Genomic DNA, 13,522 nt, shown 5'->3' with positions numbered 1-13,522 from the left:
TTCCCTCTTTTCCTTCCGTCTCTATTCATTCTTTTCTGAAGGTTTTTTCTTTCGTAATGACACAATAGTTTGTGGTTCTTTTGGTAACTTTTCTGTTTTTTGTTTTAAAGTGACAGCAGGTTCAATAGGTGTAGGCTCTATTTCTCGAATCTGTTCTTTATCCTCCGAAATCCTTTCAACAGCAGTAGCCGTTTCTTTCATCGACTGTCCTTCTGCCTTTACAGACTTCTCCCATGAAAGCTTAATCATCGGTTTAAACGGCTGCTTTTGTGCAGGTTTTTCTGTCTTCTCTGACACCGTTTCTTCTATTTGTTTTTTCCTTGAAAGCTTGATAGTTGGCTGAATTGGTTCTGGCTTCACTTCTACTTCTGTCTCTTTTGTAACATCCGGTCCAACTTCAACTACTTTCTCAGAATCTACATTTTCAGTATCTACACGCTGTTTCTTTTGCAAAGAAATAGGTGTTTCTGGTTGAGCTTGTAAAGGAGCTCTCGGCTTTTTCTTTTCCTTTGTCAACTGCTTTTTAGGCACGTATTTTTCACCTTGTAAATAAGCACGAATCATTACATCAACTTCTGATTTGTGATAACCGTTTTTGGATGCCAATTCTTTTACTTTTTGTGCGGTCCAGGCATTGGCTTTTGCTTCTTCTACTTCGTTTTTAAACGTAGCTTTTTGTCCATTTGGCATGTAACGATCTAAAGGTGGCAATTTAACCACACATTGAACGATTTCGTTCGAACCATTGATTTGGTCTTGTGTACGAATGACGGTAACTAAATCTGGCAAGCTAGTAAAATAGGATTCAGAAAAAAGAGGTTGATCTTTTTTCGCACCTGGAACACTAAACATCTTACTCGCTGCTGCCGCCCCTTCTGGCCCCTGCCTGCATACAAAGAAGTTACCTTGCACCTCTTTTAATGCATTTTTTAGCTCTTGATCCAATTGGTGCATGGATTGTGTCCCAATCCCTAACGATAGTCCTTTTTGACGTTGCTCGGCAATAATTCGAGGAAGAATAGTCATTTTCTCTAGTCGTGCGGCTTCATCAAAAACAAATTGATGCATAAGAGGTGTTCCCCCTCTTGTATCGGCAACACGGTAATACAAATACGTGAGAAATCCACCAATCAATCCAGCTTCTTCTTCACTTAATCCACTAAAGTCATAAAAGATAATATGTCCTTCATCCATCCATTGAAGGATAGGAAGAGTAAACTCTTTTTGACCAAACATCCTGCGTAATAATGGATTTGAGGTAAATGTATCTAAGCGATTAAATAAAGCAATGCGACTGGCATCAATTAAGTCTTCTGCTTCATTCCGCCAAAAATCTAATACGTCATAAGCTTCTGGATCATCTTCTAAACGATTCAGAATGCGCTGTCGGAACGAAAAATCATTTATTAATGGTTTTACGCCTAAAATCGTGTGACGCTCTCCTGTGTCCAATACAAGCGTTTTGATACAATTCACCAAAAGACGTTCGGTTTGTTTGGCCACTTGGAAGTTTTCACTGATGATTCGCATAATAATTTGTGTCACTCGTTCAGGAGATTCATTCGGAAAACGATGCAATAAATTTAAAGCCGGTGGATAATCCGTATCTTTAAACGAGATCCAATGCACTTTATTCCAATTAATCTCTGCCCCGTCATGTTCAGCTTTCAACATTTGATTGAGTAAAATCATGGCTGTGTTTCTTGCTGGGTCAACAAATGAGAAACCAGGGGACGTTTTGCCTTCGTTACCGTGTTTGATAAAGGACTGAACATAACTCATTAACACATTATTGAGTAACGTTGACTTCCCTGAACCCGTCACACCAAGTAAGGACCAGTGTTTTTGCAGGACACTCATTAAAATCCGTACGGTACGATTTTTAACAAATTGATGATGCTGCACACCAAAATCGACAGAACCTTCTTCATTACTTAGAACATGATCTGGAAGTAATTCTTCACCCCTTTTGGAGTGTGGTATTTCTTTCGCAAGTTTCTGCATCAAGTTTCGTTCGTCAAAGTGCGGTAAATGAAGAAGGTTTGCAAGCTCACTTCCCGTCCAGGTCATGTTGTAAGGCGTTCCTGTCGGATACCATTGCACGGCCTTTTTCCACTTCTTATATTTCAGTTCATTCACATTGTTTAGAACGGAGTGAATGGCGTTTGCGATACTTTTAACAACGGGTACACCTGGGTAGTATTCGGAAGCGATTGACACCGTACAATCAAAGGCAACTTCATTTCCAGAATAACGATGTTTTAGGCTTGCTAATTCTTCTTTATCAAAGGCTGAATGATCCCTAAAAGGTTTATCCCCTTTCAAGTCCTCTTCTAGCTTCTGAATGGCTTTTCGAAGCTTCCACCCATCGTTAGGTGTGAATCCCACCTGCAACCACGTATCAGCTTTCATATGTGAAATGATTCCGGGTAGTTGATCTGACTTGTAGCGTGAAAGTGGCAATGACTTTTTCAAGTTATTGCTTTTTAATTTCAAACGACCTGCCACTGCTTTTTTACTTGGAAACTCCAAGTTATCTGCAGGAAAGAACGTCAGATTCGGATAAACACTGTGAAAGTTGGACTTAATTGCCTCTAGTTGATTCTTTTCAGCTCCAATATAGAAACGATATTGCGCGCCTGCTTCATCATCAATGGTGTAACGAATAACAAACGAAAAGCGTTCTCTTCCAAGAAATAGCCTTTCTATCCATCTTCGTTTTGTTCCGTGAATCCGCCGCATTAACTGACTCAGCATTTCTTTTGAAACACCATCATCCGTATGTGGCAACAGTTGAACATAATCAAAATGTCTCTGAATCCGAAAGATAGCACATATCCATCGAATCAACAGAAAGAAAAGCAGCAAAGCAACTAGGATTTGAATGATATAAATGCAAATGGTCAGCCAATGATGAATCGTTTCTGGACTGTATGGCAAAAGAGACAAAAGCCAGTCTTTTTTCCAAACGCCCATGCCAGTCAAACCAAGAAGTACAACAGCTATCCCCTGCCGTGGATTTTCGATCAGTTGGTCGAGAATATCGTCAAAGATCGTTGCTTGTTTTTTTGACGGTTTTTCTTGCAATTGGTTTCCCCTCCTTGTTGAGAGAGAGGAAGGAAAAGAGCTATGAAGTTTTCGAGGAACGAGGTTCTTTGGCTGTTGGGTTCTAAGCTGTTTTGAAGTTGGGTTCTGTGTTGTAAGGAAGAACGATGTTGTATTTGTTTGTATAGGTTCGTATAGGTGTCAGCATGTGTAAGGGCATGTTGATTGGACGCTTGGTGCGCCCCCCGCCGATACGAATAAACGATACAAACGAAAAAACAGGAGTAATAGAGAGCTTCTCCTATCGGTACATGATTACTAACGTAATCAATGTTACCTCTAGGAAAGTATCTTGAAAAATTTGGGTTATTTATTGCTTAATTCCATTATATGCCTCACACCTTAGAGCTTCAAGGGATTTCCAGTAAAACTGACCTAATGCCTAGTAGAAGTTTTACTACATAGACCTTTAAGGTCATATTTTTTAGAAAATCCTCATTTCATCTTCGTATTAGCATTACTATTAACCTATTAAGTATCTATTATTAAACCTATTATTATATATTCGATAATGTATATATTAACCTGCTCTTCAATATCTCATCTAAGTCTTTAATAGAGTTTTAATCAATTCAAGATAACAATTGCCTTTATTTCGTTATTTGTATACACTATCTTTGATTATTCTGTAAGGGGAATAGTTAACTTCGTGAGTGGAATCAAGAAGAGATTTTATATCTTTTCTTGATTCTTTTTTTACAGAAATTAATCATCTGTTTTCATAAAAAGTTTGAACTGATTTAAGCTTGAATGAAGCTCAAAAGCAGAATGATTTTGATAGTGTTTGCGTCTTTGACGTGCAGATTGCTCACGTTCAATTTCAGCTAATTTAACCTCCAATAACTCTCGATCTACGACCCTAGATGCCTTCAATTCGTCCTCTAATTCCATGCCCACATGTGATAATGTAATTTCACCTAAACCCTCAATTTCTTCAACAAACTGTGTAAGCTGATCAGAACGATAATTCGCAAATAAACCCTTCATCGTGCCGAAAAGATACTTTAAGAAAGGTTCGTCACCCTGGAAGTCTCCTGCAATCATAGAACCCTTTTTCTCAACAGTTACCGCGACAGCATCCATAGATAAGCGTAGATAGTCGTCAGTAGCTGCAATAGAATGATAGGTAATACCAAACGCCTTGAAGGCCAGTTGAATCTTACCCCACGCACGGAAGATAAAACGCCCCTCTACAAAACCACGATTGTAAAGAGCACTAACGAACGCAATAGGCACATTCCCAGGGATAGGAGCAGGCTTAGAAAGAGTAGAAGACGTAGGTAAGCTAACAGGTGTTAAAGTTTCTTTAGGAAGAGCGAGACTAGAACCTGTAGAGAGAGGTAGAGCCGTCCCACCCACCACCGTATCTTTAATTGTATTTGAATTGAACCCATTAATTTTAGAAGGAGTCTGCCCTTCTTTTTTTGACGCATCAGATTGCGTTCTATGAGCTTTTAATTCATCAATGATAGTTAACTCTGTCGAAGCCCCTCTTCCCTTACCAGAGACCTTTTTCGAAAGGGTTTCTTGCTCTTCTAATCTCGCAATCACTTTTTTGAACGTTGCATAAGGGATTTTCTTTTCAGCATCAACACTTGAAGTGATTTGATCCGCAATGTCGCGCTGTGAACCAGATACTTGTCCTCCTTGAGAACGGATAAATGCTAATACATCCCCTTCCCACTCTTCGATATGACTGTATGTACGTTCTTCCCGTGGTTTCGCTTCTTCCCAAATGACATAGCTAAATAGCATGCCCGATAACTCACGAATTTTTTTCGCAGATGGAGCATGGAAACGGCCATTGTACGCACTCTTAACTTTACGTTTAACCTCAATTTGGCGCATTTGAGGCTTATTTTTTTGATTCCAGTTATGTAAGTGTGTTTCTGCTGTTTTTTCATCGTATCCAGCTGCCTTATAAGCAAGTGCAAGTGTGTAGCAAGCCGTATCACGTTGGCCTTCATTTACACCTTCTAGGATCTTTTGAACAGCAGGATGTTTTAAAAGAGATTCATAGCCTTTGCAGAATCCTTTTTTGTATGTTTGTACGTCTACTTGATCTTGTTCTTGAACCAGTTGGAACCATTCACATAGCTCATCAAAAGATACACGTTCTTGTGAATGAAAGACTGTATTTTCATCCGTTGGTAAACGGAATAATCGCTCAGGACCAATCGCATTTACGTCCCCTTTTAACATCTCAGCGATGCATGTTTGAATACGGCTATAATGAGCATTTAACTTGTCCGAAGCCCGTTTTGACTGTTCTAAAAACCAATGAACATGAAACCCTTTAGAAGGCGTTTGAACGATTAAAGAAGGCATTGGAAGTCCTGCTTGTGTAATCAACTCTTGCATATCCGGAAGAGTCATCCCCTCGTTCTCACCGTTCTTTGCATCAATATCAATCGACATCGCATTAATCCAACGTAGTGTACTTAAACGACGTAGATCATTGCGATAAAACGTATTTGGCGTGAAGTATGTATAGTCTTTGCTGACGTTAAATAATGAACCATATGTACGAACAGCTTTTGTTGTCTCTTTCGTAAAGTCTTTTGATACGAATATCCACCCTAAACGGCTACTGTATCCATTTTTTTGTTTTTGTGTTTGTTTTTTTGAATATTCCGTCAACTGGTTCCCATAGATTTGTTGCGCAAGGTTTCTCATTACACGTGTCCCTCCATTTACTCGGAAACACAAAAAGCGTCGTTTACCGTTAAATGGTAAACGACGCTTTTATATATAGAGAAACCCTATAAATTTAGCGTTACCTGTTCAAATTAATCACTCATAATATCTTGATTATATTTTCTACTTGTAGTAAAATTCCAAGTAGGAAAATACATTATGTACGTGGAATACGTACATGGAGTGAAAAGCTTGAGCAGCAGTTTACCGTAGGGAAGTTACGGTGAACGATTAGATAGGACGGCAATCCGATTCTAATCGCTTGAGCTTTTTGCTTTTTTTCCGTTCATTTAGTTGTACTTCTATGATACTGCTAAACTTAACCACTTTACAAGTATAAAATGAAAAAACATAACCATTTTATTCTAAATTATCTAATAACTTAGCGTGCAAACAATCATATCTTCCACTGGTTTTCTATACCTTATCTCCTTAGAACATGTTATAATACTAGTGTATTATTTATCGAATATTATGTTATAAAGTTACACCTTTAATGCTATAGTCAATGTTCAAAACGCGTGAGATCTTTTAAGATTTTACGCGTTTTGTCATTTTTAAAATAAAATACTTTAGCATTAACCTTATTGGATTTTATTATTCCTTAAAGAGTTAGGTTATACTTAAAACATGGTTACATTAGTTGAACTTAAATCCAACTAAAGATTGGTAATTTCATATGTACATAGGTTTATACCTTTTAGGTTGAACTAACAAACTTTTTAAATAAGCTATATATCAACATAATCACCTTTTAAGTTCAACTAGTTAATTCAATACACATAGAAACATCCAAATTTAGATTTTTAGTTTAACTTAAGTTAAACTAAAACGATTTCCCACTCATTTAACCATGTTTAAACACTATTACCAAAGTGTATAATAGGCACTTTTCACCTTTTAACATACGTATTAACATTTGAAATAATTATCTTTACAAAGGAACAACTAAAAAGATTTTGAATTTAAAAAGAGGATATATTATGATTTTAACGTAATAGTTTTCTATAAGTTTTAAATTAGGTTCTAACTATTATAGTGCTGATAATCGAGTTTACATAAGTTTTATAGTTACATTGATAGGAAGAGAGGTAAAAACATGCATACTGATGATAATCGAGATGAAAAGCAAGGTTTTGAAGAACAAATCGAAGAACGTGAATACATTATAAAGGATATATCAGAAATTTTAGAAGAAGAGCCACATACCATACGTAATTGGTTAAAAGAACTTGAGGGCTATATTCCTTTTACGAAAAAGAAAAATGGATATCGTATTTTTAAAAAAGATGGGTTAGAAAGATTTCAATTAATTAAACATCTAAACCGAGATCAAGAGTATACACTTAAAGAGATAGCTTTATACCTTGATACGGGAGGAGAAGCGTTTAAGCCTGTTCCAGAAATAAGTGCTGATTCGATATTAGCTGATGAAATGAGAAGGATGAGAGAACGGCTTGATCAGTTAGAAGAACGTGATAAAAAACGTGATGAAGTACTTATGAACTTAGCAGAACAGCTAACTAAGCAAAATACTTATATAGAACATACCTTGCAAGAAAGAAATGAAAATCTTACTGCTGCCATGCGTGAGATGTTAGAAGGTAAAAAACTAACTGCAGTAAGTCAACATGAGGAGCAACCTACTAAGAAAGGTTGGTTCCAACGATTATTAGGTAAGTAAAGTTCTAGAAGCGAGCATTAAAAGAACTATAATTACTTCTTAGTAATCTTTAATTTTGAAAAATAAAAGAAGTTTTTGTGATTTTTTTTAAAACCTGATTGTAAAATGATATACTAAAACGCTTTTATCCCATTGTGCATAACAGAAAAGAGCCTTATTCTTATAAGAACAAGGCTCTTTTTCTATAAAAATATGAATATCTTTAACAAAGACCGCCCATTATGTATTAGTGTATAAGGCGGTCTTAACTATATTCATGCTATATGTTTATGACAAAAATTCCGACATTATTCTGAAAGATGTCAGTTGCTTATTTTCCTTCATACGCGTTCTTTTCTTTCAGAATGACCTCCAATATCTTTTTACCTTCCGATGTCAAATAGACATCTTTTCGATTTAATAAAAAGAATGCTAATTCTTTTGTCATTTTACTCGCTCCATTCATGAGATTATGATGCCTTCTAGACGTCTTAATAAATGATATGAGCTGTAACTTGTACATTATTCGCATTTTTTTGCAGACAGTGAGAATATTTTTGCTCAAATTGGCAATGATGGTTATTAGCAAGGAGGTTTTAATTATGACGTGGTGGAAAACCCCTAAACGTTCTAAGTTTGGAAAATGGCTTGATAGTAAAGGCGTAACACAAATAGACTTTGCAGATAAAAGTAAAGTTTCTCGGAGAACGGTTTGGAAGCTATACAACGAAAAAGATTATATTCCAAGCTCATCTACACTAAAAAAAGTAATGAAAACAATAAGAACAATAGATAAAAGTAAAAAAACGGATGATTTTTTTGATATTTAAACTAGCGATAATAAAAAAGCTTTAACATTATTTATAGTAAGGCTTTTATCGAGGTTTTTCATTTAGTATTTGATTGAAGTTACAATATGTGTAACTATAATTTTTTACAGTGGATGTTTATAAATCCTTAGACCTTTATATGACCTCTTAAAAACTTAACAAATATACTTATTTAGATATACTTAAAAATACCTATTAATATATAATGAATGACCTATAATGTTTTTCATAAAACTAACTGTATAATTTAATGTAATTAGGCGTCTAATCGATAAATTTCAACGTACAAAAATCACCTAACTTTTAATTAGATGTTTTTTGTTTTATAGTGCTTCAAATACAATTTTAACATTTTTATTTTCCACAAACTCGCTTATATACTGTAGAATCAATTCCTTTAGTTGATAAAATCGTAGCAACTCAACTTTTAATTCTACTTCATTCGAATTTGTCAAATGCTGAGGCATGTTGTGCAATGCATCAGCAACCAGACTAAGCAACAAGAAAATGTCATTATTTAAGTATTCCTCAAGTGCGGCATACATCTTGATAGAAAACAATTCTCTTTGAGCTGTCAATAAATTCGTTACATGTTGCTGCGCTCTTTTAACTAAATCCTCATCTGAACATTCATCTAGCATTTTAGCGAAATCAGTTGTAGTATCAACTTCACCGCGAAAGTATGGATTTCTAACGTGTTCTACAAACGTGTGGAATGACATTTTTACTTCTCCCTTACATGTATTGATTATTTTTTACATACTTTTTTCCAACGCAGCAACCTATTTTTTATCATCAACTAATTCAAAATAAGCCTTTGGATATGAACCTATCCAATTAGATAAAACATCCTTATCCACTTTCATATCCGAAAAAACGTTGTAACCCCTTGCGTCAGCAGTCTCAAACCCGTAATATTCTTCTTTTTTAATACTCAATCCTTCTTCCTGACCATCAAAGACACACACCATTTTTTTGAATTTGATTTCCGTTGTTCGAATGCTCATCCTTTTAATCTCCCATCCCGTGATTTTCCCTTATATTCAAAATTATCTCATATTTACATTCATTGCTCTACACGTCAGTTTACTCCCTAGTTGCCTTTCCGTTTTTTCTCTTCTCCAAATCATCTTTCTTACAAATTCCAAAATCAGCTCTAATACGCCCATAAAGCCTGTATTAACGCGGTAACACTACCGAAGTAGATACTGATTAATGAATGAAGTAGATAGCCATTAGATACTATGTAGGTACCGCAGTAAGGTTGCTAACTTATGACTTTTTGACAATTTTAACGTAGCTAAAAGCCACTTAGTAATTAAAGTGGCTTTTTTATTTGTCCGAAGATTAATTAAACACATCGAAAGGGGCTCCATTCTCTTTTTGTCTTATTTCAATAGCTAAAACCCACTTATATATATGAGCAAGTGTAAAACCTGCTTTCTCCAAATCCTTTGGAAAATAGTCTGGGTGATCGCGTAGCCAATAAAGACGTTCAAGTGCTTCCGGCATGGCTCCTAAACTATATAACGATTTACTCTTCACTTTTTTTCCTTCACGATAGGTTTTTTTAATAAACAAATACGTTTTTCCTTTTGCTTTTTGTTTTGCAAGATATCCAGGTTCTGTTGTTTTCACTTTCATAAAACCAGCTCCCTTTTGGGTTTTACTACACATTTAGAATTTAAAAATGTAGTAAAACTTTTATTCTTTCACACGTAAAGATTTTCACTCCAAGCAGCATTACTAACAATTTTTTCGTATTCTTCTTCACAATCATCGTCATTCATAGCGTTCAACATTTCGTTAGGGTATTTCAAAAAATGACGAAGGACCAAGCGATAATAACTTTCTCTCATTTTTAATACCTCCACTTATAAATGTTATTTTATTCCATATAATTCACAATATATACATTATACACTAGTGGAATTTGCATGTAAATAACATTATCTTTTTATGCACTTGTGTATACTGTATAATGATTGAGTAATGACCACTGATAGATGGGGTGTTTGTTTATATGAACGTAAAACCAAAATTACGCGAGCTACTGAAAGAAAAAAAACTTACGCAAAATCAACTTGCTGATATGACTGGCATTCCACAAGCTAGCATATCTCGTTTTGATAAAAACTCTCAACACCTTGATTTACACTTAATTAAGATCGCTAAAGCTTTAAATGTATCTCTAGAAGAGTTATTTGAAATTGAAGAGTAAGGGCTTTATGTTTGTACTTTGGTAGCATATTAAAGAACATTTACTTATAATAAAATGGATGTTTAACAATATCTATTCAACAATTTCAACGTAGAAAAAAGGCACTTGCATATAGCGAGTGCCTTTTGTTTATTTTGTATTATATCCTTTGAAGTCATATCCGTAGAGTTTAGTTAACTCTTCAAAGCTCCGATAAGAATTTGTAATTGTAACAGGTGTTCCAACCTTCACTTTATCAAATAACTTTGCTACAGCGTCATTATGCATTCTAACGCAACCCTGACTCACGTATTTACCGATGCTTGATTCATTCGCGTTACCATGAATAGCGTATGTATCACCTTTAGTTCCGTTAGCATCAATCCCTATCCACCGTTTCCCTAAAGGATTGCGTGGATCTCCGCCAGGGATATGTCCCGTATAATATGGACGATTTTTTATTTTATTCACTACCTTAAAAAATCCAACCGGCGTTTTCTCCCATGATTTCCCCGTCGCTACTGGCTCAATCATTTCTAAGTATCCATTATGATAATAAGCTAGCTTATTGTACTGTTTGTTAATGATAATTAAATCATTGTTCTTTTCTGCTGCTGATGCTAAAGGCGCTTTTACAAAGCTACCTGCCGCAAACAGCACAATCAAACACACTGATAGATATTTAACTACTTTTTTCACAATCCCATCCCCTTTAAATAATATAACTTATTTAGGTTATATAACCAATGTAGAAATTATACATAATATTGGTTATTTTACAAATATTATGTACATAGATTATATCATGTAAATTTATTCTTCAAAAGATAATTTTTACAAATTATGAGTAATATTTATCATATATGTTTTATAACCGATATGAGATATACTCGTTGAAAGGAGGGAATGAAAATATGGTAGTGGATAAGAAAAAAAATACTCAAGTACTTGTCACAATACCTCATGATCTATTAGAAGAAATCGAAACATACTGGCACGAAAAAAGACTACAAAACCGAAATGAAACGATTCGCGAATTAATCAAAAAAGGGTTAAATAAACAATAAATAAAAAGGGCTACCATAACTATGCATGGTAGCCTTTTATATATATTTTAAACAAAATTAGCTCCACTACGTGCATATAGCTTGTATTAATGCGGTAACACTAAAGAAGTAGCTACTGATTAATAACTGCAGTAGCTATCCTTTAGATACTATGTAAGTACCGTAGTAAGGTTACTAACTTATAAGCTTTGGATAATTTTAACGCAGCAAAAAAAGCCGTCAGAATTTTGACGGCTTTTTTTAGATCATCTCTAACTATAAAATAGTTAGAATTCTTATCAACAGCTATCATACAAAGATTGTAAAATTCATGTCGAAGATACATAATAACATTATATATAGTGAGGTATAACTTATTTTAGTTTCTAGATAAAGATGTTTCATGTACTTTTTTTTCAGATGACTCAGCAACATTACAATGAAAGAAAGTATTCATATGTCTAGTCTAGCTAGCACTCGATAAATTGTTAGAACGATTAGAAAGAAGGGGAAACTTTTGTCAAAGGGTATCAGTAAAAAGGAAATTAGAGAATTTTATAAGAACAAAGCTGGAATTAATACAACTGAAGACTCAAAAAAGAACTGTGCTAAATGTTGTTTTTTCAATACTATCTCAAAGTATTGTGGGGAACATAAAATCAAAGTGAGAACTGATGAAAGTTGTAATAGTTTTAAAACTCAAAGAGCACATAAAATATACTCAGGAGGATCCGTTTCTCCAAATTGAGATTCCCACGACTAAAGTCGCAAGCCCTACACCTTACGGTATGACGGGTGGGATTCTTGAATGACTAAGCGTTCGCAGTCCATTTCCGTTTTGAACAGCCTTCAAGATGAGGGCATCTCATTGCCCCTCCTAAGACAGTGCATATAGCATCTTAGGCTGATTGACTATTACCATCAATCACAGGTGCATACCGAATGTTCATAGCACCGACTAAATCACGATGTTTTTCGAATCCACATTTACATTTATACTTGCGGTCTTGTGCCTTATTCTTTTCAGGACACTTTGGGCATGATTGACTAGTATAAGCAGGATTCACATATTCAACTTTAATACCTTCCAAATTCGCTTTGTATTCAATGAATTGAGATAGGCGGTAGAATGACCAGTTGTGCAAATTCTTTTCGTTTTTACGGCTCGTTCTTGCCGTCTGCCGGATATTCGTTAATTGTTCTAAACGAATGACAGAAATCTTATTTTCCTTAGCGAAATTGACGATTGCACGACTCACTTTGTGGTCTTGGTCTTTCATATATCGCTGTTCTTTATCTTTTGAATGACGAATAGCATTTAACTTTTTCTTTTTGCCCAATGCTTTGCGTTCAGAACGGAATTTTCGCTTCATGTATTTGTTTTGTCTGCCGTTGCCAAAAAAGCGTACCTTTTTATCGTCTGTTACAGCAACAGCAGGTACTTTTAAGCCTAAGTCTACTCCCATGACTTTTAACCCTGTTTTTTCGCTTGTAGAAATGGTGACAGAAATTTGAGCAATCCATTTGTTCGCTTTCTTTGTGATTCGAAGCGTACCTAGTTTGTGTTTTAGCAAATCAAAGTTTCGATTATCTTTATCGACTAACAAAGCACGAATAGGCGTTTTAGTTGTTTTGCCGTTAACCATAATTGGCATTGAAATATGCGTGAAATCAAAAGAGTAGTTTTGATTATTCCAAATGCATACAGGTTTCTTAAGCACAGGAATGGTAGTGAATTTACTTTTCTTTGCTTTCTTGAATACGTTTTTTGCATCTTTGATTGCTTGGTTTTTGACCGCACTTGGCAAATGGACAGGAACATCCTTGCTTGATTTCTTTGTGCTTTTCTTTTTAGCAACCATTTCAGAAACAAGCGCATTGATGGTGGAGATGTACGTTTGACTCATCTCACGCAAAATAGAAGCCTGCTCTTTTGTTGGAAGCAGTTTGATTTTAACTGTTATTGTTTGTGACATACGTT

The 13,522-nt window shown here is 35.2% G+C and carries 12 protein-coding genes; 4 read left to right on the top strand and 8 right to left on the bottom strand.

Annotated features, from left to right (window positions below; all coding sequences use genetic code 11):
- Window positions 1-21: 21 nt before the first annotated feature.
- Together SB717_RS27855 and SB717_RS27850 are read right to left on the bottom strand one after the other, a co-directional pair.
- Window positions 22-3,087 carry a TraM recognition domain-containing protein gene (locus tag SB717_RS27855; protein ID WP_410905848.1) on the bottom strand — a complete coding sequence of 1,022 codons (3,066 nt, stop codon included), beginning with the start codon at window positions 3,085-3,087 and terminating at the stop codon, window positions 22-24.
- A 723-nt stretch (window positions 3,088-3,810) separates the two neighbouring features.
- Window positions 3,811-5,781 (bottom strand): primase C-terminal domain-containing protein, encoded by a 1,971-nt coding sequence (locus SB717_RS27850; RefSeq protein ID WP_410905846.1) that lies wholly within the window; start codon window positions 5,779-5,781, stop codon window positions 3,811-3,813.
- 1,120 nt (window positions 5,782-6,901) lie between these two features.
- Between SB717_RS27850 and SB717_RS27845 the strand changes: the two genes are divergently transcribed.
- Both SB717_RS27845 and SB717_RS27840 read left to right on the top strand, forming a co-directional pair.
- The gene (locus tag SB717_RS27845; protein WP_410905844.1) at window positions 6,902-7,486 is read left to right on the top strand and encodes a MerR family transcriptional regulator; all 585 of its coding nucleotides are present in this window, start codon (window positions 6,902-6,904) and stop codon (window positions 7,484-7,486) included.
- A 581-nt stretch (window positions 7,487-8,067) separates the two neighbouring features.
- On the top strand, window positions 8,068-8,295 hold the full coding sequence (locus tag SB717_RS27840; RefSeq protein WP_274157912.1) for a helix-turn-helix domain-containing protein: 228 nt from the start codon (window positions 8,068-8,070) through the stop codon (window positions 8,293-8,295).
- Between the two features lie 323 nt (window positions 8,296-8,618).
- Here the strand turns inward: SB717_RS27840 and SB717_RS27835 are convergent, their stop codons facing one another.
- The 4 genes from SB717_RS27835 to SB717_RS27820 form a co-directional block, all read right to left on the bottom strand.
- Window positions 8,619-9,017, bottom strand: coding sequence for a hypothetical protein (locus SB717_RS27835; protein ID WP_410905842.1), 399 nt, complete (start codon window positions 9,015-9,017; stop codon window positions 8,619-8,621).
- Between the two features lie 60 nt (window positions 9,018-9,077).
- Complete coding sequence (locus SB717_RS27830) at window positions 9,078-9,302, bottom strand: hypothetical protein (RefSeq protein WP_410905840.1); 225 nt, start codon at window positions 9,300-9,302, stop codon at window positions 9,078-9,080.
- 340 nt (window positions 9,303-9,642) lie between these two features.
- Window positions 9,643-9,939 carry a hypothetical protein gene (locus tag SB717_RS27825; protein WP_341284961.1) on the bottom strand — a complete coding sequence of 99 codons (297 nt, stop codon included), beginning with the start codon at window positions 9,937-9,939 and terminating at the stop codon, window positions 9,643-9,645.
- A 68-nt stretch (window positions 9,940-10,007) separates the two neighbouring features.
- Window positions 10,008-10,154: a hypothetical protein gene (locus SB717_RS27820; RefSeq protein WP_410905838.1), complete on the bottom strand. Its 147-nt coding sequence runs from the start codon at window positions 10,152-10,154 to the stop codon at window positions 10,008-10,010.
- Between the two features lie 164 nt (window positions 10,155-10,318).
- Here SB717_RS27820 and SB717_RS27815 point away from each other — a divergent pair, with 164 nt between their 5' ends.
- Window positions 10,319-10,516, top strand: coding sequence for a helix-turn-helix domain-containing protein (locus SB717_RS27815; protein WP_179891686.1), 198 nt, complete (start codon window positions 10,319-10,321; stop codon window positions 10,514-10,516).
- A 129-nt stretch (window positions 10,517-10,645) separates the two neighbouring features.
- On the opposite strand, the gene SB717_RS27810 is transcribed toward SB717_RS27815, so the two are convergent.
- On the bottom strand, window positions 10,646-11,155 hold the full coding sequence (locus SB717_RS27810) for a L,D-transpeptidase (protein WP_410905896.1): 510 nt from the start codon (window positions 11,153-11,155) through the stop codon (window positions 10,646-10,648).
- Between the two features lie 254 nt (window positions 11,156-11,409).
- Between SB717_RS27810 and SB717_RS27805 the strand changes: the two genes are divergently transcribed.
- Window positions 11,410-11,562 (top strand): CopG family ribbon-helix-helix protein, encoded by a 153-nt coding sequence (locus tag SB717_RS27805; protein WP_410905836.1) that lies wholly within the window; start codon window positions 11,410-11,412, stop codon window positions 11,560-11,562.
- An 878-nt stretch (window positions 11,563-12,440) separates the two neighbouring features.
- Here the strand turns inward: SB717_RS27805 and SB717_RS27800 are convergent.
- Complete coding sequence (locus SB717_RS27800) at window positions 12,441-13,517, bottom strand: RNA-guided endonuclease InsQ/TnpB family protein (protein ID WP_410905834.1); 1,077 nt, start codon at window positions 13,515-13,517, stop codon at window positions 12,441-12,443.
- Window positions 13,518-13,522 lie beyond the last annotated feature (5 nt).

It is taken from the genome of Priestia sp. SIMBA_032, from assembly GCF_046535215.1.
GTDB classification, from domain to species: domain Bacteria; phylum Bacillota; class Bacilli; order Bacillales; family Bacillaceae_H; genus Priestia; species Priestia aryabhattai.
The sequence above is the reverse complement of the archived record's forward strand: the minus strand, read 5'-3'. Positions and strand labels throughout refer to the sequence as shown.